At 41.5% G+C, this 22,573-nt stretch carries 25 protein-coding genes; 13 read left to right on the top strand and 12 right to left on the bottom strand.

What is annotated here, in order from left to right; all coding sequences use genetic code 11:
- Positions 1–78: 78 nt before the first annotated feature.
- Positions 79–1,320, top strand: a complete 1,242-nt coding sequence (locus SOI82_RS04145; protein ID WP_320668107.1) for a 1-deoxy-D-xylulose-5-phosphate reductoisomerase — start codon at positions 79–81, stop codon at positions 1,318–1,320.
- Between the two features lie 154 nt (positions 1,321–1,474).
- Here the strand turns inward: SOI82_RS04145 and SOI82_RS04150 are convergent, their stop codons facing one another.
- Genes SOI82_RS04150 through SOI82_RS04165 form a run of 4 tightly spaced genes read right to left on the bottom strand, consistent with a single transcriptional unit; the run spans position 1,475 to position 5,457 of the window.
- Positions 1,475–2,593 (bottom strand): YheT family hydrolase, encoded by a 1,119-nt coding sequence (locus tag SOI82_RS04150; protein WP_320668108.1) that lies wholly within the window; start codon positions 2,591–2,593, stop codon positions 1,475–1,477.
- Positions 2,574–4,007: an NAD(P)(+) transhydrogenase (Re/Si-specific) subunit beta gene (locus SOI82_RS04155; RefSeq protein WP_320668109.1), complete on the bottom strand. Its 1,434-nt coding sequence runs from the start codon at positions 4,005–4,007 to the stop codon at positions 2,574–2,576. Before SOI82_RS04155 ends, SOI82_RS04150 begins: the two co-directional genes overlap by 20 nt.
- Positions 4,007–4,315 carry an NAD(P) transhydrogenase subunit alpha gene (locus SOI82_RS04160; protein WP_320668110.1) on the bottom strand — a complete coding sequence of 103 codons (309 nt, stop codon included), beginning with the start codon at positions 4,313–4,315 and terminating at the stop codon, positions 4,007–4,009. The genes SOI82_RS04155 and SOI82_RS04160 overlap by 1 nt, the downstream gene beginning before the upstream one ends.
- Complete coding sequence (locus SOI82_RS04165; RefSeq protein ID WP_320668111.1) at positions 4,315–5,457, bottom strand: Re/Si-specific NAD(P)(+) transhydrogenase subunit alpha; 1,143 nt, start codon at positions 5,455–5,457, stop codon at positions 4,315–4,317. Before SOI82_RS04165 ends, SOI82_RS04160 begins: the two co-directional genes overlap by 1 nt.
- Positions 5,458–5,627: 170 nt before the next feature.
- On the opposite strand from SOI82_RS04165, the gene SOI82_RS04170 reads away from it, so the two are divergent.
- The 3 genes from SOI82_RS04170 (at position 5,628) to SOI82_RS04180 (ending at position 8,238) form a co-directional block, all read left to right on the top strand.
- Positions 5,628–6,206, top strand: a complete 579-nt coding sequence (locus SOI82_RS04170) for an EF-1 guanine nucleotide exchange domain-containing protein (RefSeq protein WP_320668112.1) — start codon at positions 5,628–5,630, stop codon at positions 6,204–6,206.
- A 251-nt stretch (positions 6,207–6,457) separates the two neighbouring features.
- Positions 6,458–7,900: a DEAD/DEAH box helicase gene (locus SOI82_RS04175; RefSeq protein WP_320668329.1), complete on the top strand. Its 1,443-nt coding sequence runs from the start codon at positions 6,458–6,460 to the stop codon at positions 7,898–7,900.
- Positions 7,901–7,992: 92 nt separating this feature from the next.
- A complete protein-coding gene (locus SOI82_RS04180) occupies positions 7,993–8,238 on the top strand; it encodes a hypothetical protein (RefSeq protein WP_320668113.1) in 246 nt (81 codons plus the stop codon).
- Between the two features lie 330 nt (positions 8,239–8,568).
- On the opposite strand, the gene infA is transcribed toward SOI82_RS04180, so the two are convergent.
- The 5 genes from infA to SOI82_RS04205 form a co-directional block, all read right to left on the bottom strand.
- Complete coding sequence (gene infA, locus SOI82_RS04185; protein ID WP_028952574.1) at positions 8,569–8,838, bottom strand: translation initiation factor IF-1; 270 nt, start codon at positions 8,836–8,838, stop codon at positions 8,569–8,571.
- Between the two features lie 244 nt (positions 8,839–9,082).
- Positions 9,083–9,298, bottom strand: coding sequence for a hypothetical protein (locus SOI82_RS04190; RefSeq protein ID WP_320668114.1), 216 nt, complete (start codon positions 9,296–9,298; stop codon positions 9,083–9,085).
- A 62-nt stretch (positions 9,299–9,360) separates the two neighbouring features.
- Complete coding sequence (locus SOI82_RS04195; RefSeq protein WP_320668330.1) at positions 9,361–10,329, bottom strand: NmrA family NAD(P)-binding protein; 969 nt, start codon at positions 10,327–10,329, stop codon at positions 9,361–9,363.
- Positions 10,330–10,383: 54 nt separating this feature from the next.
- The gene (petM, locus tag SOI82_RS04200) at positions 10,384–10,482 is read right to left on the bottom strand and encodes a cytochrome b6-f complex subunit PetM (RefSeq protein ID WP_320668115.1); all 99 of its coding nucleotides are present in this window, start codon (positions 10,480–10,482) and stop codon (positions 10,384–10,386) included.
- Positions 10,483–10,504: 22 nt separating this feature from the next.
- Positions 10,505–11,752: a N2,N2-dimethylguanosine tRNA methyltransferase gene (locus SOI82_RS04205; protein WP_320668116.1), complete on the bottom strand. Its 1,248-nt coding sequence runs from the start codon at positions 11,750–11,752 to the stop codon at positions 10,505–10,507.
- On the opposite strand from SOI82_RS04205, the gene SOI82_RS04210 reads away from it, so the two are divergent.
- Entirely contained in the window at positions 11,735–12,700 is a 966-nt protein-coding gene (locus tag SOI82_RS04210; RefSeq protein WP_320668117.1) for an alpha/beta fold hydrolase, read from the top strand. The two genes, SOI82_RS04205 and SOI82_RS04210, sit on opposite strands and share 18 nt — an antisense overlap.
- Positions 12,697–13,227: an acetolactate synthase small subunit gene (gene ilvN / locus SOI82_RS04215; RefSeq protein WP_320668118.1), complete on the top strand. Its 531-nt coding sequence runs from the start codon at positions 12,697–12,699 to the stop codon at positions 13,225–13,227. The genes SOI82_RS04210 and ilvN overlap by 4 nt, the downstream gene beginning before the upstream one ends.
- Positions 13,228–13,235: 8 nt before the next feature.
- Here ilvN and SOI82_RS04220 read toward each other — a convergent pair whose 3' ends face one another.
- Entirely contained in the window at positions 13,236–13,775 is a 540-nt protein-coding gene (locus tag SOI82_RS04220; RefSeq protein ID WP_320668119.1) for a peptidylprolyl isomerase, read from the bottom strand.
- Positions 13,776–13,951: 176 nt separating this feature from the next.
- On the bottom strand, positions 13,952–14,527 hold the full coding sequence (locus tag SOI82_RS04225; RefSeq protein WP_320668120.1) for a photosystem I assembly protein Ycf4: 576 nt from the start codon (positions 14,525–14,527) through the stop codon (positions 13,952–13,954).
- A gap of 180 nt (positions 14,528–14,707) precedes the next feature.
- Here SOI82_RS04225 and psbD point away from each other — a divergent pair, with 180 nt between their 5' ends.
- Positions 14,708–15,784, top strand: coding sequence for a photosystem II D2 protein (photosystem q(a) protein) (psbD, locus tag SOI82_RS04230; protein ID WP_320668121.1), 1,077 nt, complete (start codon positions 14,708–14,710; stop codon positions 15,782–15,784).
- A complete protein-coding gene (gene psbC / locus SOI82_RS04235; protein ID WP_320668122.1) occupies positions 15,768–17,150 on the top strand; it encodes a photosystem II reaction center protein CP43 in 1,383 nt (460 codons plus the stop codon). The genes psbD and psbC overlap by 17 nt, the downstream gene beginning before the upstream one ends.
- A gap of 109 nt (positions 17,151–17,259) precedes the next feature.
- On the opposite strand, the gene SOI82_RS04240 is transcribed toward psbC, so the two are convergent.
- On the bottom strand, positions 17,260–17,880 hold the full coding sequence (locus tag SOI82_RS04240; protein WP_320668123.1) for a nucleoside triphosphate pyrophosphatase: 621 nt from the start codon (positions 17,878–17,880) through the stop codon (positions 17,260–17,262).
- 80 nt (positions 17,881–17,960) lie between these two features.
- On the opposite strand from SOI82_RS04240, the gene SOI82_RS04245 reads away from it, so the two are divergent.
- From SOI82_RS04245 to SOI82_RS04265, 5 genes are all read left to right on the top strand, one after another.
- Positions 17,961–18,335 (top strand): Npun_F0494 family protein, encoded by a 375-nt coding sequence (locus SOI82_RS04245; protein ID WP_320668124.1) that lies wholly within the window; start codon positions 17,961–17,963, stop codon positions 18,333–18,335.
- Complete coding sequence (locus SOI82_RS04250; protein WP_320668125.1) at positions 18,320–19,849, top strand: cobyric acid synthase; 1,530 nt, start codon at positions 18,320–18,322, stop codon at positions 19,847–19,849. The genes SOI82_RS04245 and SOI82_RS04250 overlap by 16 nt, the downstream gene beginning before the upstream one ends.
- Positions 19,850–19,893: 44 nt before the next feature.
- Positions 19,894–20,091, top strand: a complete 198-nt coding sequence (locus SOI82_RS04255) for a 2Fe-2S iron-sulfur cluster-binding protein (protein ID WP_320668126.1) — start codon at positions 19,894–19,896, stop codon at positions 20,089–20,091.
- Between the two features lie 274 nt (positions 20,092–20,365).
- Entirely contained in the window at positions 20,366–21,445 is a 1,080-nt protein-coding gene (locus SOI82_RS04260) for a glycosyltransferase family 2 protein (RefSeq protein WP_320668127.1), read from the top strand.
- Between the two features lie 160 nt (positions 21,446–21,605).
- Positions 21,606–22,490: a tetratricopeptide repeat protein gene (locus tag SOI82_RS04265; RefSeq protein ID WP_320668128.1), complete on the top strand. Its 885-nt coding sequence runs from the start codon at positions 21,606–21,608 to the stop codon at positions 22,488–22,490.
- The last annotated feature ends 83 nt before the right edge of the window (positions 22,491–22,573 follow it).

Here is a 22,573-nt window from a genome sequence, read left to right on the forward strand (position 1 = left end):
TAGTCCTAAATTAATGGGATAAGAACATGTTGAGAATAAACCGTGTAATGGGACACTGGTATTAGTTGCTTGAGCATTGTGAAAGCCATCAGCGTGCTGGGCTCCACGGGTTCAATAGGCACACAGACTCTTGAAATTATCGAAGAGTTCCCACAAGAATTCAAAGTCGTTGCTCTAACAGCAGGTCGCAATTTGCCACTGCTTGTCAAACAAATTCAACAGCACAGCCCAGAAGTTGTAGCACTAGCAGACGAGTCACTACTGCCTGAGCTGGAAAATCAATTAAACGCCCTGCCCTTAGAAGAACGTCCAGAACAACCTCCACAATTGACTGGAGGGGCTGATGGCCTAAATACAGCAGCATCATGGGATCATGCAGACCTTGTAGTCACAGGAATAGTTGGATGCGCAGGTCTTCTTCCTACTTTGGCTGCCATCCGATCAGGTAAAGATCTCGCACTAGCAAACAAAGAAACACTAATCGCGGCAGGACCTGTTGTACTTCCAGAACTAAAAAAAAGTGGGAGTCGTTTGCTACCAGCAGATTCTGAGCACTCTGCAATCTTTCAATGCTTGCAAGGAACCCCCTGGGCTGAAACTGCACGCTTATCAACAGGTGTTCCTACTCCTGGACTTCGTAGTATCCATCTAACCGCCTCAGGTGGAGCCTTCCGCGACTGGAGTACCGAAGAACTTAAGACGGCAACAGTTAGCGATGCAATTAGTCATCCAAACTGGAGCATGGGCCGAAAAATAACTGTTGATTCAGCAACTTTGATGAATAAAGGACTGGAAGTAATAGAGGCTCATTACTTATTTGGTCTTGACTACGACCACATAGAAATTGTTATTCACCCCCAAAGCATCATTCACTCAATGATCGAGCTAACTGATTCTTCAGTTCTTGCGCAACTGGGGTGGCCAGATATGAAACTACCAATCTTGTATTGCATGAGCTGGCCTAATCGCTTGCAAACTCCATGGCGGCGACTCAATCTCACAGAAATAGGCAAGCTTTCATTCCGCTCTCCTGATACAGAAAAGTACCCTTGCATGGAACTTGCTTATGCCGCCGGTCGCTCAGGAGGCACTATGCCTGCCGTACTAAATGCAGCAAATGAAGAAGCTGTTGCTCAATTCCTTGAAGAAAAAATTCACTTTATAGACATACCAAAAACAATCGAAATTGCTTGTGAAAAGCATAAGAACGAACTAAAAATTGATCCAAGTCTGGACGACATCCTTACAATAGACAGCTGGGCTCGCAACTTTGTTAAAGAACAAGTAAAGAAGAATGCTTCTTATATAAATAAATCATAAGCTCACTTATCAAGTGGAATTGAATACCCTTACATAAGCCATAACAAAACATTTTTTGCGGCAAAATAAGGTTAGAGCAGAAAAGATTTAAAGTAGAAGTTGTCAGTCAATTCTAGCCAAGAGTCGACAAGAAGTTGACTGCAAAGAGACCTGTTCAACTATTAAAATAATATTTAGATAGTTTTAATAGCCATCTTTTAACTAAAAGATCGCCCCAGCAACCTTTAATACCATGAAAGCCATTATGACCACCATTTTTAGTCAAAACGACTTGAAATCTAGTTAAATTCTTCACAACAATACTTTCTGCAATCTTCTTTGCGCCCTCTGCAGGGACCCAAGGGTCATCTAAAGCCTGCAAAAAAAGCAAAGGTGGAAGCGCCCTACATTCCTCACAAATTTTCAGCAAAGGAGAAGCTTTTTTGTAGTAATCATCTACGTCTTTATAACCCCATCGTGGAGCAGTAATTGCAGCGTCAAAAGAACGAATGGTTTTAAGAGCACTATTTTTAGAACTTGTCAAAAGAAATTCTTTTTCGCAATCATGAACTCCAAATGGATCTGCAAGCGTTTGACGAATAAGCCGCTTCAATAGCCAACGTTGATAAACCCTATTTCGAGGCCGCTCAATAGATGAACTACAAGCCTGTAAATCTAATGGACTACTAGTGCACACCAAGCCATCCAAAAGAGGTTTATCCTTTTGTTTTACTTGCAGGCAAGCATTTAGCAACATTGTTCCTCCCAGAGAGATCCCAGCCCCAAACAAAGGCAGAGAAGGTCTAGGAGAATGAAATTGCTTACTTAAAACATTGCACAGCTCCCTTGCATAAATAATTACTGGTCCCAAGTCACTATTGCATTCCGCTGCATAGGTTCCGCCTGCAAGATGCCTCCCAGGGTCCGCCCCACGCAGATTCACTCTCAATACAGCAAAACCTGCATTAAGTAGAGCAAAAGCCATACGCCGCAAACCAAGTCGCCGACTAGAGCCACCTAAGCCATGAAGCAACAAAACAACGCCACAAGGCTGGGAAGAGCTAGTAGGTAAATCTAAAAGAATTAATAAGTGTCCTTTGCTAGCACGGCCATTAGGCAGAGATGGCACTTCTATTTGAATTGCCTTTCCATTCTCATTAGGCAACCCTTCTGAAATAAATGTGTCCCTAAGCGTTTGTAAATCCCCACCTATCCATGGGAATCTTTGCTCAAAAGGTGAGATACCTAGCTCCTCCTGCAGAAGGAAGAAGGATTCATCCTTTCCTACTTCCAACACCAAGCTCCTTTAATTCAACTAACAGATCACCCAGAACTTTCTTGGCATCTCCAAATACCATTGAAGTATTAGAAAGGTCAAAAAGATCATTCTTTATACCTGAATAGCCAGTGTTCATTCCCCTCTTAACTACAAAAACCGTACGAGCTTCATAAACATCCAAGACTGGCATTCCATACAAGGGAGAATTTCGATCGTTTTTAGCTTGTGGATTAACAACATCGTTTGCACCAAGTACAAGGACTACATCAGTGGCAGGGAACTCAGGATTTACAACATCCAACTCCTTTAGTTGTTCGTATGGAACATCAGCTTCAGCGAGAAGAACATTCATATGTCCAGGCATCCTCCCAGCAACAGGATGAATGGCGTAGCTGACATCTATTCCACCTGCTTCAAGAACACGAGTAACTTCTCTAAGTGTATGTTGAGCTTGTGCCACAGCAAGCCCATATCCAGGCACAATGACTACTCTTTCAGCAGCCTCAATGGTGAGCGCACATTCCTCAACACTGCAACTAGTGATATTTATATATTCACTGCCTTTATTTGTACTTGCTATTGCACTAGCTCCTAGTGCTCCACCAAACAAAACTGATAGCAACGATCTATTCATTCCATTACACATAACTTGAGTGAGAATCAAGCCAGCAGCTCCAACCATCGCTCCTGCCACAATTAACAATTGACTTTGAACAACGAAGCCAGCCGCTGCTGCTGCAACACCTGAATAGCTATTAAGCAATGAAATAACTACTGGCATATCAGCTCCTCCAATGGGGAGTGTTACTCCAATTCCGAGCAATGCAGAACCTATTACAAGCAACCAAAGACCACTGCTTCCACCGAAAGAAAGCTCAATAGCCCCAACCAAAGACAAAGCCGCAAAAGAAATATTAACAACGTGTCGCAACTTGCTTTGAGTCCATACAGGAGTAGAAAGCCATCCCTGCAATTTCGCCATAGCAACTATCGAGCCGCTAAACGTAATAGCACCCACAAAAACAGAAGTAACTATAGATAGATTCCCTACTAGCCCCAAATTTCCACCACCAAGAAAAAGAATTACACCTATTGCTACAAGCAATGAAGACATACCTCCACACCCATTAAATAAAGCCACTGTCTCTGGCATCGCTGTCATGGGGACTTTCTGGGCAATCACCATCCCCAAAGAGCCTCCAATCACAACTCCAAGAGTTATCCATATCCACGAATTTAAAGAGATACCGCTACTACTCCCACCAAGAAAATCAACCAGAACTCCTACTACAGCAAGACTCATTGCTATAGCAGCAAGTCGATTTGCCTCACGAGCAGAACGGACCTTTGCCAGGCCCTTAATACCTAGCGCTAACAGTAAAACTGCAAGTAGATCAATCGAGTACTTGAGGATTGCAGAATTAATCATCAGCGATTGTCCTTTCTATGAATGGGCTTTCGACTAAACATTGCAAGCATTCTGTCTGTCACTAAGAAGCCACCTATGACATTGAATAAGGCAAAGCCAAGAGATATCGAGCCCAAAATCAAAAGTGGTGTTTTATCCCCCGCCTGAATAATCACACTGAGTGCAGCAAGCATGGTGATTCCTGAAATAGCATTTGCACCACTCATTAAGGGAGTATGCAAAGTCGGGGGGACTTTGCCGATGAGCTCCAGGCCAAGCAAACTTCCCAACAAAAGAACCCACAAGGCCTCAGAATGCGAAAACTCCATTAGTTAGACCCTCCTTCTTTAAATACATCTGGACAGCGAATTTCACCTTCATGGCTAATCAAACATCCTGCTATTAGCTCATCCTCAAGATTAAGATTCAGTTCGCCATTTTTGAGAAAAGGCGCTAGAAGAGCAAGCAAGTTACGAGAATATAAAGAACTTGCATGGTTGGAAACACTACAAGGCAAAGCTGAAGCACCTATAAGCTTGACGCCCTTTCTCACAACAGTTTCATCCTTTTTGGTTTCAGCACAATTTCCACCTTGCTCTATAGCTAGGTCAACAACTACAGATCCTTGTCGCATTCGATCAAGCATCTCTTCACTAATTAATCTTGGTGCTTTTTTTCCAGGAACTTGGGCTGTACATATCGCCACATCTGCCTCAGACAAATGATCTGAAAGTTGCTTACGTTGTGCAGCAAGGAAGGACTCTGAGGATTGTTTTGCATATCCGCCTAATTCATCAGGCTTTTCATCCATTTCAGGCGGATCAATAAACCTTGCTCCTAGAGATTCCACTTGCTCTTTTACTGCTGGTCGAATATCACTGACAAAAACAACAGCACCAAGTCGTTTTGCCGTTGCCACTGCCTGTAGACCCGCCACGCCAGCTCCAAGTACTACCACTTTTGCTGGCTGTACCGTACCTGCAGCTGTCATCAGCATAGGAAAATAACGGTCCAAAGCACCTGCAGCTAATAGGACAGACTTATATCCAGCAACATTTGCTTGAGAAGAGAGTACATCAGCAGACTGCGCGCGACTAATTCTAGGTAAAAGCTCCATTGCCAAAGCAGAAAGCCTTCCTGCAACAAGTGAATTAGCAAGTGATTCATTCCTATAAGGCGCCAACAATCCAACAATCAGAGCTCTATCCTTCAATCTTTTCAAAGAGTCTTTCAAGGGAGCTTGTACACAAAGAACCACATCAGCCTTACTCCAAATATCTAAATCTCCAGGAGATATAACTTCAGTTCCAATGTTTTTATATGCATCATCTAAAAACCCCGCTAATTTTCCAGCACCTTGTTCTAGGAATACTTCGCAACCTAAAGAAATAAACTTCTTTACTGTTTCAGGTGAAGCAGCAACCCTTGTTTCTCCAGGTGCAGATTCAATTGGGATTAGAAATCTTGGCAAGATTTGTCAAAGCTCTATAAATCCGAGGTTACGGGGTCAAGGAGCCATCTTCAGCATCTTCCAGGAGAAAGTCTTTCTATGCTGATGTGCTGATCTTTCACTAATCATCTGCTGATGATTTAGATAATCAGAGCTATTAATGAGGTAAGAATTCAAAATGACGACACTAAATGAGTCTTTCTGCAATCGAATGCCCTGATGGTGTTTGCCATAGCCATCATGGTGGCCATGCTGTTCCAAGGACAGCTATGCAGAAAAACCTACAAGGCCACGGTCGGGAATGGTGTGAGCGATTAGCCGAAAGAATTTACGAAATGTCAGTTGATACCTATGCTCAGACAGTAATGCCAAGCCTTCATTCTTCAGGGTGGCAGCGTCGTCATCTGGACTGGGAATTCAAACTTGCAAAGCAGGAGTCAGAACCAGACGAAGCACTAGTTGAAGGAATAATCAATGCAACTGAAAGCTTCTTACGCAGTAGCGAAGTTCACAAACTATTTATTCAAGAATTAGTTCAAGGAACATTTGCGGAAGCTTCCGAAGACACACTTCGAGCAAGCGCTGTTCGGAAAATAATTAACAATGAAGTAATGGCCATGATCCAAGAGCGTAAAGAGGATCTCCTAAACCGTCTTGCAAAGGAGCTGCTAACTGATGCAAAGGGAGACTTTGAAGTGGCTCGAACTGCAGCAGGGGAAGGGCTTGAGGAAGTTGAGCGACTGCTTGTCAATCATAAAGAGGCCGTTTGACTTCAAGAAGTCAGTTCAACTAAATATCTAATATGCACATCAATGCACTATTAGTTACCCCTAAATAACAAATTAATTCAATTATAATTTCTTGAAATTTTAGCTAAAATTGATTTCTAGAGGAATATATATATATGGCATACTTCTCTAATTCAAAGGTTGTTAATCCTAAATGGAATCAAAAGTAAGAAGATAAATATGCCAAAAGCAAAAAGAGTTGTTAGAAAGGCATAAATTCCTTCTTATCGACCATCTCGATACTCTCTTATGATCTTCAAAGAGATCTAAAAAAAACAAACGTTCGCCCACGTATTTGGCAAACTCAACTAATACAGCTGTTACGTCGACGAATTAAGCACAACACTGTTAACAGCAGGGATGTGCTAGTTCATGCTGGACCAGGAGCAGGGAAAACCCTAGGAGCTCTGCTTAGCTTTAAAGCATTACAAAAAGAAGGTTTACTAAAAAACTTCGTTGTCTTCTGCCACCGGAACTCAATTGCCTTCCAGTGGCAGAAATCCTCTGAAATGCTAGGGCTCAAAGTACAAGATCTAGGAATCCACCCAACACAAGAAGAGATCCAGAAGCACTGTGATGGATGGATATATACATATCAAGGAGCCACGAAGAGATTGCAAAAAACAAAGGAGCCTTTGGAAATTTTTCTCAAGAAGAATCTTTTAGCCATTGCTGATGAAGCCCATCATTTAGGAGTCAATCCTGACGAACCAGAAGAAGCTGTATGGGGGAGAACCTTTTTAGAACTAACTAAAAACAGCAATCTTCGTCTAGGTCTTACTGGAACGCCTTTCAGAGCAGATAATCTTGCCTTTTGTTCTGCTCGAAAGGTTCTTGTTCATTCAAAGGGGGAACTTATAGAGCAAATCAACCCTGATTTATGCGTGGAGTCTCGTGAACTCATCTCTGCAGGAGATGTCCGACCACTTGAGTTTCATTTTCAAGACGGCTGGGTAGAACATAGCCACGAAGGGCAGCCAGATCGAGAAGTATCTCCCTTATCAACCGAACAAAGAGAGACCTGGCGAGCACGCAACCTTAGACGAGCAATAAGCTTGTCAGATAAAAGCAGCATTGGCGTTCAAGTACTTCTTAAAGCCCAAGAGAAATTAATAAAGATTCGTTCTGAACATGAAAATGCAGCAGGACTTGTAATTGCAAAAGATATCGAACATGCAAAGAGCATTAGTAATCTTCTTAAAGAAAATGGTCATAGCGTAGAACTAGTGCATTCTCAAGACAAAGAGGCTAGTTGTCGGCTATCAGCATTTAAAGAAGGCAAAGCTAAATGGCTAGTAAGTGTGGACATGTGCTCAGAAGGCTTTGATGCTCCAAGGCTGCGTGTAGTTGCTTATCTGACAACTGTCGTGACAAAAAGCAGATTCTTACAAGGAATTACACGTGCCGTACGCATGTCCTCAGCGAGAGCCTCGTTAGAGGCGATACCTCGAAACCCATCTCATGTTTTTGCCCCAGCCGACCCGCTACTGATGTCATACGCACGCAGTTGGTCCGAAGCAAAACCATACCTAATTAAAGGGAATCAATCTGTCAGCCAAATTGGAGGCTCTTCATCGTCACCTAAAGGCCCTATTTTGCCAATGGAAGCAGTAGGAGATGGTGCAGGGGAAATAATCAAAATGCAGACTGCGGAATTACCACAATTCTTGAAGTGATAAGTCTTTTTGTATAGAAGATTTTGTTTTTCAACATGAAAGACAAGTGTTAGCTCCATCAACATGTAATTTGGCCCGATCGGGGACAAATCATGCATGCATCGCTACAACGACGTATCAGTGTTGCCAACTGTTGGGCTTCTACCAGGGTTGCAGTTCTAGACAGCCTTGAGCGCTATGAAGACAGTTACGCCATTACCCAAGAATTTAGGGAATGGATTACTTGCATTGCCGAGCATCCAGAACATTTAGAGGACTCAGTTCTCAAGGTTCCACAAACTCTGAGTACATACCTTAAAGAAGAAAAAGCCGACCAAGACGAAATGCTCGAAATCTAAAGAAAATATAAAATTTTTACCTTGTTGATTGATTCTTTTGTTGAGATTGTTTTGTGATTTTGCTTTGATGATTATTCTTTAAGTTACAAAGTCCCCCTATTAGGCTCAAGTGCAAATTATTGATTAAAAAAATCAGCCATAAAGCTGTAATTCAAAAACTTGCCTTTCGAAGCCCTATATGTCATTAAAACCGATCCAAATGAAAGGAATCAATTGGCAAGCCAAACATCTACCTCAAAAAGTATGAAGCCTAAGAAAATTTCTAGCATCTAAATATCTACCATCTGGCAAAAAAACTTTCAAAACTGAAGAGCTTGGCAGATAATTGCCTTACCTCCGCCTAGGACCACCAGGACGATTCCCACCAGGCCTACCTCCAGGGGATCCAGCATTTCTTTCCCTGTAAGTAATTCTCCCTCTAGTTAGATCATAAGGACTAATTTCAACAAGTACCTTGTCTCCTGCAAGTAGTTTGATCCTAAATTTGGTGAGCTTGCCAGCAGCCCTACATAGGCACTGATGGCCAGCTGGCTGCTCAAGAGTGACCAAATAAAAACCGTTGCCTTGCTCCTTCTCTATTACGCCCGATGTTTCAATCATTCTCTTTAGCCATAAGTATTTAGCTAAAATAGATTGTAATTGGCAAAGGGGTTCTAAGGAAAAAGGATTTGCATTCAAAACCCATAAAAACAGGAATGGGAGTTTTTTTAGATTACTTAGAAGAAACTACTAAAAAAATCATGGTGGGCTGAGAATACAAAATGCCTAGTAAGTCAATGGGTTGATGCTTTAGAGATAATTCTTTCATCTAGGTTTTGGCTCAAAAGTCCAATCCATTACTTCCTCAATTCAGTGACTCTTGAAGCTCTCGTACTACCTGCCACTGACCGTAGTAATAATTAGCCCTTCCTCGTCGTTCTGCATCATGCAATCCATCGAAAGCATCGAATCCAATGCTTCGCCATAGCTCATTTCCGCAAGCTTTGTCCAGCTCATTCATGGCCTCTTTCGCCAAGTTTTCCAGCCTTCTATTGAGATTTTTAATTTGAGCAATCGACATTGGCAGGGAAAGTCTCGCTCGCTAATAGTACAGACAAACTACAGGAAGGCCAGCCTTTGGGCTTAGAATGGCACTCTTTTTTTCTCTTCCTTATCTACATCTATATCTAGTTCACGCATTCGCTTCATAATGATTGAATAATACTCTCGCAAATAAGCATCAAGCGTTGAGGTCTTAGCTGGATCTAATCCAAAAGCTTCATAGCTTTTTTCCATAGGAGCATCAAGGATTGCACCACCACCAGTTACTTCCGAAAAAGCAAGTCGATCCAGAACATTTAAAGAGTCCTGGAAAAAAGAAACTAAAGCTTTCCCAGTGGACAATAAGAAAGGCGAAACTTTCAAAACCTTTGATGACTTTGCTTTGCCGCAAGCTTTCTCACACAACTCCACAACTTCCTCAGCTTTCCAAGCCCTTGGTCCAACCACGGGGAAACTTTTCCTAATAGTTTGTGGACGCTCTAATGCTGCCACCACAAAGCGAGCCATGTCCTGCGTATTCATATATGCAATCTCTGCAGGTGTTGCACTAATCCAAACATTTTGACTCTCTAAAACTGGTATCGCATATTGACTAATAAGTCCTTGCATAAAAGCCACTCCTTGAAGGATTGTGTAATCCAAAGAGGAGTCTGATAAAAGACGTTCAGTGCAATATTTGATATCCATTAATGGAACATTTCTATGTTGCTCTGCTGCAAATAAAGACATAAAAATTACTCTCTTAACCCCTATTCGATCACAAGCTCTATAAAGATTTAGCTTACCTTCCCAATCAGTTTCATAAACACTTTTAGGGTCTTCTGGACGAGTTGTCGCCGAATCAATCAAAGAATCTACCCCCTGCAAAGCATATTCAAGGCTCTCAGGATCAAGCAAGTCACCTTGGACTATCTCGCAGCCCCACTCTTGTAAGAAGGCTGCTTTCCTCGGCGTACGGACCATACAGCGCACTTGATAACCAGCATCAACAGCAGTTTTGGCAATTTGCCGCCCAAGTGTGCCGGTTCCACCAATCACAAGAACCTGCATAGGGTTTGTCATTCAGATAAGAAAGCCTAAGAAGAAGATCAAAGAAAACGCGACTCAAGAATCTTGTAATTTTAATAAAAGCGCACCGCCTGCAAGTCCCACAGGAATCAAAATCCAAAAGACTGCGGCAATACCAAAAATCTCAGAAGCCATTCTAATAGGACAAAGCACCATCCTATTTAAAGCCTTTAACAAGCTTTTTCTCGCAAATTCTTAACAGCTCTCCAAGAGAAGCGTTAGTACGAAAGTGTCCAGGAACCACACCACTTCGAAAAGCGAGATAACCTTCTGCATTTAATAACTTGATCATCAAATCAAGTGAAGGTGGTGCCTCTAGAGGAACCCGACTTGCTATGTCATGAGTAGACCAGGAAAAAACAGGGATCCCTTCATCAGCTCTTAATCGATCAATTAGTTTTTCACTTCGACCAACAATTGGCACTGAAAACCGATTAGAGAGCTCTTGAATTTTAGATAAAGTTGGAGGTGACTGAAGAGGGCCGAGCCAAAGTGGCCCGCTTATCTCCCAACGAGCCAAGCCTATTCCACAAGAACAATCTTTCCAGCCCTTAAGGTTCAGTAAAGGCTGAGAAGATTGTTCTCCGCAAATCTCACAACGCGCAATTAAGCCAAGTTGATTCTCCTCTCCATGAAAGAGATGCCTCTTAAATCGAACAAAAACGCGGAATGTACGTCCATCACTAAAGCAAGCAAGTGGCTCAACACCACGTCCTAACAGCCAGGCCTGACGAGCGACTGCCGCCAGCTGAAGTCTAAGCGCGATCTCCCAGCTGGCAGGGTGTGTTCTGGCAGCTGCGGCAAGACTTCTTAGAGCTGCTAAACGATCATGGCCAGTGGTGGAACGTCCATCAGTACTTGAAAGCATCAAGATCCCATCAAACGCCAAAACTCGCAAAACTGGTTGCAACAAGGAGTTGGGGGAACCAAAACAGTCAAGGTCGATCAAGTTAAAAAAACACTTGTCTATATATGCACGAGCAAGGAGAACCTCCGCAAAATCATTTTTAAAAGTCAATTTGATTCCTTTTTTGCTAAGAGGCTGCAAATTGCGTTGGATCAAATTGCTTCGATCAAGATCAGCATCATTAATCCAAATCTCCAAATTCTTTAAGCCTCTTTTCTGCTCTGAGATTGGTAGGACAGCGTCTAAGCCCCAACGCAATGCACGAATTCCACAACCAGCCATGAGGTCAAGCCATCGAAAAACTTTCTCTTGCTTGGTGTCGTTAAACTGCATAGCAGCAAATAAGACAGAGAAATCTCTAGCCAAAATTGAATCTGGGCGAAAAAAACCAGCATCAAGCTCTAAAGATGAATAACCTTCTCGATAGTTAGGAATAGCTTCTTTCAATTCTCTTTGGATAAAACTTTTGTAGAGCCCCCATTGAGCAACATCTCTCAAGATGGCTCTCAATGGGGCGAATTAAACAACTGGTATTGGAAAGGCATTAGATGTCATTGGAGAGTTTTAGGGAAAACAAATAAGAGGCCAGTACTTTTATTACATGGTTTTGGAGCTAGTAGTGCTCACTGGCGCCACAATGCAAGTGCTTTTGTAGATGCTGGTTTTTGTGTTTATGGACTTGATCTCATTGGGTTTGGCGATTCTGAGCAACCAAGTAAAAAAATAATCCCAAAGCTGGACAATCAATTGTGGGCAGAGCAAGTTGCAGCATTCCTTGAGCAAGTGGTCCACACTAAGAAGTATGGGAAAGCAGTCCTAATTGGGAACTCCCTTGGAAGTCTTACTGCACTCACAACTCTGGCTTACCGGCCAGAACTAGTGTCTGCTTTAGTGGCCGCCCCTTTACCTGACCCAACTCTTGTTGAACCAATTATTTACGCGAAATCGGAATGGTTGGAAAAACTCCGTAAAAATCTAATAAAAGTCTTCTTCAAACTTCTACCTTTAGAAATTCTAGTTCCATTTGTTTCTCGGACAGTAATTCTAAAAATAGGACTTCAAGCTGCATATCAACGTTCCATTAAATCTGACAAGGAGCTTTTTAGGTTAATTGCAAAGCCAGCAAAGCGAAAAACAGCTGCAAGAGCCTTGCGAGCAATGTGCATTGGCATGGCAACACGCCCAAAAGAGACAACAGCACCAGTATTACTTCATAGATTGGCAAGCAAAAGGGAACATTCACCAATCCTGCTTCTATGGGGCAAACAAGATAAATTAGTACCTCTGAAAATTGGCCAACAACTAATAAAAAAACACCCTTGGATTAACTTGGTTGTATTAGATAAAACTGGCCACTGTCCACACGATGAATCGCCCAACCTATTCAATCAAAATGTATTGAATTGGTTGGGCACTATTGTCGAGAATAATCAACAAGAAGCATGAAGCACACACTTTCAGTAGTAGTAGAAGACGAGTCAGGAGCTCTGAGCAGGATTGCAGGACTCTTTGCCCGTCGAGGTTTCAATATTGACAGTCTTGCTGTTGGCCCAGCAGAAACCCAAGGGCAATCGAGACTAACAATGGTTGTAGAAGGAGATGATCAAACCCTCCAGCAAATGACCAAACAGCTTGACAAGCTAGTCAATATTCTTCAAGTGTTAGATCTCACAAGGCTTCCAGCGGTAGAACGTGAACTAATGCTGCTAAAAGTTTCAGCATCTTCAACGCAAAGGAGTGTGATATTAGACCTCGTTCAAGTTTTCAGGGCCAAAGTTGTTGATGTTGCAGATGAAGCTCTAACTCTGGAAGTGGTTGGCGACCCAGGCAAACTAGTTGCGCTTGAGAAGCTTCTCAAGCCATACGGAATTCTTGAGATAGCAAGAACCGGTAAAGTTGCACTTGAAAGAGCCTCAGGCGTAAATACTGAAATATTAAAAACCATCTCAGGAGATGGAAGGTTTCCTGCCTAAAATAGAACCTAATTATTATTCAAAATTTTAGTTTGAATAATAAAATCTCCCTCTTTAATCTTATCCAAGATATCTATACCATCAACTACTTTCCCAAAAACTGAATAACGGCCATTAAGCTCTGGAAGAGTCTTTAAGGCAATATAAAATTGCGCACTTCCAGAATTAAGCGACTGAGAACGAGCCATAGCTATAGAGCCTCTCTCATGTATCAGTTCAAGTTGTGATAACTCTCTAGGGTTAGTCACTAATTCATTGTATCTAGGAGCCTCTTCTTTTATAAGCTTAATTTCTAATGGGATAAATCTAGCTAAACCATTCTTAGGGTCAATAAAGTTACCTTTTCCATAATCAATCTCTGGAGTTGTTGGATATTTAGAAAACGGATCCCCTCCCTGCAAGACAAAAGGAGATGGTAGTTTTATAACTCTATGAAAAACTGTTCTATTATAAACACCCTTATTAATCAGATCAAGAAAGTTTCCTGCTGTAATTGGAGCAGTATTGCCATATAACTCTAACAGAATTATTCCACGATTTGTTGTCATCTCAACAGTTGCTTTGCCCTTTAAACACGGGGTCTTTCGTATCAAGCATTCAGGAGTAATTACATCGACAGTCCTCTTCTTGCACCCCAAATTAATTGGCACAAAAAATAAAAACAAACAAAGGAATAAAAAGATTTTTTTTGATTCCAAGTTTAAAAACTTATTCAAGGTAAATATCAGATTCCTTCAAGATTCACATTAAGAAAGCGAGCCAACTCAGCGCCTTCCTTCTCTAGTTCTGCCAGTGATGGTGGCTGTCCAACAGCTGACAAAGGTAAATCTCGTCGACCTTGTATTCGCAAAGCAATTCTCCGTCGAGGATTAAGGCCTTCTCGTACCTCTAATTTAACTGCTTTAACATCTTTTAAAGGAATCTGAACATTGATTTGCTTCAGCAAAGCTCGACGAGAAATCGATAAAGTTCCTAATTCTTTATCAAAAAGGTTGCATCCGGCTCCAAAATCAACCAAGACAAGTGACCAAAGATATATGGCCAACAAAAATGCGATCACACCATATATCCCCATAATCAAACCCTGAGGAACGAAAATAAAGCTGCCAGGATGGCCAAGAGGCAACAGGTCTTTACCTAAATAACTTGAAAGTGACGCAAGCAAAAAGCCAATGCCGCCAATCGAGACCATCGAGCCAACAAGGTAATTGGAGCCTCGGCGAGAACCAGTAACAATTTGCTCCAGCAGCATTTGAGATGCCTGCACAGGTTTAGGACTCTCTTGCATCTCATCAGTCATAAACAAATCCCAGGGCAAGGTCCACTATTGGATTTTGCACTATGGCAAATGACCAATCAGAAGCAAGGATTAAGTCAACAAGCAATACAAGGGGTTTCAGATAAAAGAAATATTTCCCCAAAGAATGCATAGACATTGTTAAAGTCTCTCGGTATCCCAAAGCTCAGCACCGTTTATTCCATGACGATCGCTGTAGGTAGCGCGCAGGGTCGAGGTTGGTTCGACACCCTCGATGACTGGTTAAAGCGCGACCGCTTCGTTTTTGTTGGCTGGTCCGGCATTCTTTTATTTCCTACTGCCTATTTGGCAATAGGTGGTTGGTTCGTAGGAACCACCTTTGTTACTTCCTGGTATACCCACGGTATTGCCAGCTCTTATTTGGAAGGAGCAAACTTCCTTACTGCCGCTGTTAGTACCCCTGGCGATGCCATGGGGCACAGCCTGATGTTGCTTTGGGGCCCAGAGGCTCAAGGCGATTTTGTGCGCTGGTGTCAGCTTGGCGGTCTATGGAACTTTGTTGCACTCCATGGCACGTTGTCCCTGGTCGGCTTCATGTTGCGCCAGTTTGAGATTGCACGTCTTCTTGGCCTTCGTCCTTACAACGCATTAGCTTTCTCAGCTCCGATTGCGGTATTCCTCAGTGTTTTCCTGATGTACCCACTCGGTCAGCACAGTTGGTTCTTTGCTCCATCTTTTGGTGTAGCCGCAATTTTCCGCTTCATTCTCTTCATTCAGGGATTCCACAACTGGACTCTTAATCCCTTCCACATGATGGGGGTAGCTGGAATTCTTGGAGGTGCACTTTTATGCGCTATTCATGGAGCAACAGTTCAGAACACTCTCTACGAAGACACTACCTCCTTCTCAGGTGGTAATGCTCAAAGCACAACTTTCAGAGGGTTTGACCCAACTCAAGAAGAAGAGACCTATTCAATGGTCACTGCAAACCGCTTCTGGAGTCAGATCTTCGGTATAGCTTTTTCCAACAAGCGCTTCCTTCACTTCTTCATGTTGTTAGTACCCGTAATGGGTATGTGGGCGCCGTCTATCGGAATCGTAGGTCTTGCACTAAACCTGCGTGCTTACGACTTCGTTAGCCAAGAGATCCGTGCTGCAGAAGACCCTGAATTCGAGACGTTCTATACCAAGAACATCCTTCTGAACGAGGGTATGCGCGCATGGATGGCATCTGCTGACCAACCACACGAAAACTTTGTATTCCCAGAGGAGGTACTGCCCCGTGGAAACGCCCTTTAATAACTTACTTAAGGCTCCCGGACAGAGTATTGAGGAGACTGGCTATGCCTGGTATGTAGGCAATGCTCGTCTTATTAACCTCTCCGGGAAGCTTCTAGGGGCTCATATTGCACATACAGGACTAATGGTGTTCTGGGCTGGCGCAATGCTCCTCTATGAGGTGAGTCACTTCACCTTTGACAAGCCAATGTGGGAGCAAGGTCTCATTCTTCTCCCTCATGTAGCTATGTTTGGCTACGGAATCGGTCCAGGAGGAGAGGTGACCGATGTCCTTCCATTCTTCCAAGCAGGTGTAGTGCACCTTGTTGCAGCAGGTGTACTTGGATTTGGTGGTGTATGGCATGCACTTGCCGGCCCAGAAAAGTTAGAAGAAGCATTCCCCTTCTTCTCAACTGATTGGCGTGACAAAGATCAAATGACAACAATTCTTGGACGTCACCTGACTGTTCTTGGATTGGGTTCATTAGTTTTTGCAGTCAATTGGCAATTCTTGGGTGGCGTTTATGACACATGGGCTCCAGGCGGAGGCGAAGTAAGGCTAGTTACTCCAACACTTGATCCACAGGTAATTCTTGGATACCTATTTTCCACTCCTTGGGGTGGAGGTGGCTCTTTAGTAGGAGTTAACTCAATGGAAGATATTGTTGGTGGTCACTACTATCTGGCTCTTTTAGAACTGTTAGGTGGTCACTTCCATATGCAAACCAAACCATATGGTTGGGCAAGAAGGGCTTTTATCTGGAATGGAGAAGCTCTATTGGCTTACGCATTGGGTGGACTATGTGTAGCTAGTTTTTATGCATCCACTTTTGTTTGGTTCAACAACACAGCATATCCATCTGAGTTCTACGGCCCAACTAATGCCGAAGCTTCTCAAGCACAAAGTTTTACCTTCCTCGTTCGTGACCAACGTATTGGCGCGAAAGTTGGCTCCACAATGGGTCCAACAGGATTAGGTAAATACTTGATGCGCTCCCCTACTGGTGAAATCATTTTTGGAGGGGAGACGATGCGTTTCTGGGACTTCCGAGGTCCATGGCTAGAACCTCTAAGAGGTCCTAATGGCCTAAGTATCGACAAGATTCAGAATGATATTCAACCTTGGCAAGTTCGCCGAGCAGCTGAATACATGACGCATGCACCAAACGCATCCATAAACTCTGTTGGTGGCATCATTACCGAGCCAAATGCAGTGAACTTTGTGAACCTCAGGCAGTGGTTAGCATCAGCTCATTTCTTCCTTGGCTGGTTCACCTTTATTGGACACCTTTGGCATGCAGGAAGAGCTCGTGCTGCGGCAGCTGGATTTGAAAAGGGTATCGATCGTAAGAACGAACCTGTTTACTCTATGCAAGACCTAGACTGACTTTTCAATAGTCATTTAGATCTCTTTCAAAGAAAAAAGCCCTTGACAATTTGGTCAAGGGCTTTTTTCTTTCTTACAAGTTTCTAAAACAAGTAGATAAAAAGAATATTTATTCAAGACCTGCCTTCAAAAATGCCTTTCTCAACCATGGCAAGCTAAGTCCTATGACATTGCTATAACAGCCACATATTGAACTAATCAACATTGCACCTTTACCTTCCAACGCAAATCCACCTGCACACTCCAAGGGTTCTCCCGTTGAGACATATTTTTCTATTTGCGCATGACTTAAATCTACAAATTCAACTCTTGTGCTAATTACTTTTTGCAGAGCTCTATTAAAAGGAATCTCTGTTTGACAATTAAAAGCCGAAGAACCAAATAACAAAGCATGTCCTGTAATTAGGAAACCACTGTTAGAAGACATTCTTTCCCATCGTTCAATAGCCTCATTGGCATCTCGAGGCTTGCCATAAATCTCATTTTCAAATAAAAACACAGAATCACATCCAAGAATTGAAGTTATTTTCTTATATGGAAAGATTTGTTGGGCTTTCGAAGCAAGTTTTGACGCAACAGCATTAGCCTTAGCAATAGCAAGCATCTCTACCATCTTTAAAGCATCAGAACCCTGAAATCTCTCTTCATCAATCCCACTAGCCATTAAACAATGTGGAATAGCTGCCTTTTCAAGTAATCCATGTCGAGCCTTAGAAGCAGAAGCCAGCATTAACACAAAAGCTATTTCAACCAATCATCCTTAGGCTGTCATTAATGGTCCACCTTGCAAGTCTCTACGTTTAAATCTAGATGGAATTAATTGATAATCTCATTATCAAACGAACTAATAAGGCATTTCGATGCCTCCCTCTGAACTCCAAGTTTTATAAAGAAGTGCAAAAACATGGGCTCAATGCAGAAAATGTGTTTCTGCAAAGAAACAAATACCAAGTAAACGGATCAAAATGGTTTAAACATTCAAGTTCAGTAGAAAGTGCTTTTCGATGGTTGATAACAATTGGAATCTTACGAAGAGAGGTTGATGGGCAAGGTCTAACTTCCAGTATCCGGCTAACACCTCTTGGCCGACAGGTTTTGGAACAAACTCCAGATCTGCCAAATCAAAAAGCTGACTTTTTAGAGCAAATAAGCAACTATTTACATCGCCAATGGCCATTGCGATGATCTCCAATCCTGATCCAATCCCTTGGATGGTTCTTGGGACCTCAAGTGGTGCAGGCAAATCACTTATGGCTGCAGCAATCTGCAGAATCCTACTTCGTCAAGGAGAGCAACCTTTGCCTTTCAAAGGGCAAAACATGAGCAATAACGCATGGGTTGATAACAATGGTGGAGAAATGGCCTACTCCCAAGCACTACAAGCTTGGGCAGCGGGAATTGAGCCGACTTGTGAGATGAATCCAATACTTCTAAAGCCAAAAGGTGACTGCACTAGTGAGGTAATTCACCTTGGGAGAAGTGTTGGAATAGCCAAGGCAAGGACCTACTACAAAAAATGGTTTAACCCTGGTTGGGTAGCTATCCAGAAAGGACTAAAAGAGCTAAACAATAAATATGAAGGAGGAAGACTTATTCTAGAAGGAGCTGGAAGTCCAGTAGAAATAAACCTAAAACATAGAGATTTAACTAATTTAAAACTTGCGAAATTTCTAGGGGCCCGCTGCCTGTTAGTTGCAGATATAGAGCGAGGCGGTGTTTTTGCTCAATTAATAGGAACTCTTTCACTAATGAATAAAGAAGAAAGAGAGTTAATAAAAGGAATATTAATCAATCGCTTTAGAGGAGATAGCTCACTTTTTGATGACGGTCGGCTTTGGCTTGAAGAAAAAACTGGAATCCCAGTCATTGGAGTTATGCCTTGGATTCAAGAGATTTTTCCACCTGAAGATTCATTAGATTTACTAGAAAGGAAAGCCAAGAAAAGTAAGGCTGAGATTCAAATCGCAGTAATCAAACTTCCATCACTTAGCAACTTTTCTGATTTAGACCCATTAGAAGCAGAGCCAACTGTACAATTGCAATGGGTAGAACCTGGAGATCTTCTTGGACAAATTGATGCAGTAATTCTTCCTGGAAGTAAACAAACATTGAGTGATTTAGATAAATTAAATAAAAGCGGGTTGAGCAGGCAAATCAAATCTTATGCCAAAGAAGGTGGAAACATTTTTGGGATTTGTGGTGGAATGCAAATGATGGGAAGAAGTCTGGATGACCCTCATGGCATAGAAAATAAAGAAGTTAAAACTTCAAGTTTATTTTCTGGGCTAAATCTTTTACCAATCCAGACAGTATTTTTATCCAACAAATCCGTGAAAAAGCGAGCAGTTATTGCAAAGTGGCCAGAGTCAATATCAATAGAAGGCTTTGAATTACATCATGGGAGTAGTCAAGTCATACAAGCGAGCGATGACATAGTTCCTCTAATTAAGAACGAGCCTAATCTTGGTTGGGTTGTCAAACAGAACAATCAAGCCAGGATCGTGGGAACCTACCTACATGGGATTTTCGACAATGGGAGATGGCGAAGGTTGTGGTTAAATCAAATTAGAAAGCAAAAGGGACTAAATGAACTACCTCTTAATGTACATAATCACTCCGAAAGAAAAGAGAGTCTAATAAATTTGCTAGCTGATATATTTCAGGCGCATGTTGATCTCACTCCTTTCATTCAATCATAAAGATGTTAGATATAGAAATAGAATGGCCCAATGGGAAATCTTCAATGGTTTCTGAAGGCTCTGATTGGCTAATCAGTGCAAATCAAGCTGGTATTAATATTCCCACAGGTTGCCTAAAGGGAAGCTGTGGTGCATGCGAAATTGAAGTAAATGGAAAAGTTATTCGCGCTTGTATAAATAGTGTTGAATCGACCGATTCAACAACACTAAAGGTTGAGTTCAGCACAGATCCATTTTGGTAAGTCGCCAATCAGAAATCGAATATTCCACAAATCGTCCTAATATATAGACTTCTATAAAGCATGAATATCTAGGCTAATTGAGTCAAGTCACAAATGACTTTTCAATCAATACACGAAATAATTTTAATGTAATGTAGATAACAATACTTTCTTTTACCAAGTGGACGAGTCATTTCTGCTCACAATTATCTCTACAGTATCTACTATAGGTATATATATTTTATTTGCTAATCTTAGACTCGTATTCAGGAAGGCTCCTAGCTTAAATCAAACCATGGGAGAGAAATTATTGACTACCTCTCTAACTATAATAGTTCCTACATTCAATGAGGAATCTAGAATTAATTCTTGTTTGCTAAGCCTTCTCAAGAATATAAATCCCTGCGAAACATGGAATATTTTAATTGTTGATGATGGCAGCACTGATAAGACTGTAGAGATCGTAAAAAACATACAAAGAAAGCTTGACATTCCAAAGAAAAAACTTGAAATCATAAAAGCTGGCCCGAGGCCAACAAATGAGCGTTGGGTAGGAAAAAACTGGCCCTGTTCTCGTGCTATTAAGCAAAGCAAAAGTACATGGTTACTATTCTTAGATGCAGATGTTGAGCTCGCCAATGACACATTAAAACGAGCTTTAGAGCAAGCTATAAAAGGAAAATGCGACCTTCTTAGCTTGGCCCCTAGAATTACTTGTAGCTGTATGGCCGAGTGGATGGTTCAGCCAATAATTGCTTGTCTTTTAGCTATAGGGTTCCCTATCTCTAAAACAAATAATCCAGATAGTTTAGAAGCATTTGCAGCTGGACCTTTTATGCTTTTCAGACAAGAGGCTTATAACGCCATCGGAGGTCATAGTAAAGTTGCTGGAGAAGTAGTAGAAGACATTGCTCTTGCTCGCCTTATAAAGAGTTCAGGATACAAATTAAGCTTTTTACTTGGGTTAGATGCACTAGATATCAGAATGTATTCCAATCTAAGTAATCTGTGGGAAGGCTGGTCGAAAAACTGGTTTTTAGGTCTTGATCGAAATATTACGAAAGCACTACTAGCTTCGCTAATAGTATTTTGGATGTTTTCAATTCCTTGGATTATGTTTCCAATAGTGGCAATAAAAGCAATATTAAATAGCAGTATTAATGGGCTTTATTTTACTTCACTAATCATGTCAATAACTTCGATATCAGGTCAACTTGCAATCCGAAAATGGTGCGAAATAAAGTTTAACTTTCCTACGAAATACTGGTATTTAATGGGAATAGGAGGAATAATTATTGGTTGTATTGGTCCAGCCTCAGTAGTGAAAACTATGACTGGAAAAGGTTGGACCTGGAAAGGAAGATCGTTGTTTTAATTTAAGTAGAAGGATATTTACAAGATGAGCATTTATTAAGGTGCTTTGATATCAAGAAATTAGCAGATAGACTTAAGTGACTATAGATTCACATAATCTAATGCCAAACAGCAAGCAGGAAACTATCTTATCTAGCATCAACAATAAATGCCTATAAATCATGTCTATTAAAAGAAAGCCTTATTCTACAAATCTAAAGCCTAATTTAATTACTCGAACACTAGCTTTAGTATGCCTATCAGCATTAGCTACAAGTTCCTATTTCATTAAACCACCAATAGCCAAAGCACAAAAAGCTAAATTCTACATAGAGCGTGGTATTGAAAAGGCAAATAAGGGGAATTACGATGATGCAATATCTGATTACAACAAAGCTATAGAAATCAATCCAAGATCTGCTGAGGCTTATTACAACCGTGCATACGACAAGGCTAAGACTGGCGACAAGAAGGGAGCTATTGAAGATTATAATAAGGCTATTGAAATAACTCCTACAGATGCCGATGCATTTTACAACCGTGGTAAGGCTAAAAGCTATTTAAAAGAATACAAATCATCAGTAAATGACTATAGTGAAGCCATAAAAATTAATCCAAATTATGCCGACGCCTTTTATAACCGTGGGAATGCTAAAAGCCTGTTAAAAGATTATCAATCATCATTTGATGACTATAGCCAAGCTATTAAAATCAATCCCAAATATTTAAAGGCATACTACAATCGTGCTTATGTAAGTGATAAGCTAAAAGACTATAAAGGGGCATTAAAAGACTACAAAAAAGTAATTCAGCTAGACCCTAAATATAAGGACGTTTATTACAATCTTGGATCAACAAAGTATAACCTTGAAGATTACAGAGGAGCAATTATTGATTATACAAAAGCAATAAAGAGGAATTCAGAGCATAAGAATGCGTATCTAAATAGAGGCATCAGTAGGGAGAAATTATTAGATATGAAAGGCGCTTGTTCCGACTGGATTAAAGCCCAAGCATTAGGTGTTGATAGAGCCACTAAATGGATCAAAAATCAATGCAATAGTTAAAAGGCTAGAAGTAAATTCCAATATATAAAAGTAGATGAGATACATCTTTGAGGAATAATGTAAAGAGACTCGATAGCGCTATA

This window comes from Prochlorococcus sp. MIT 1307 (assembly GCF_034092395.1).
GTDB lineage: Bacteria > Cyanobacteriota > Cyanobacteriia > PCC-6307 > Cyanobiaceae > AG-363-K07.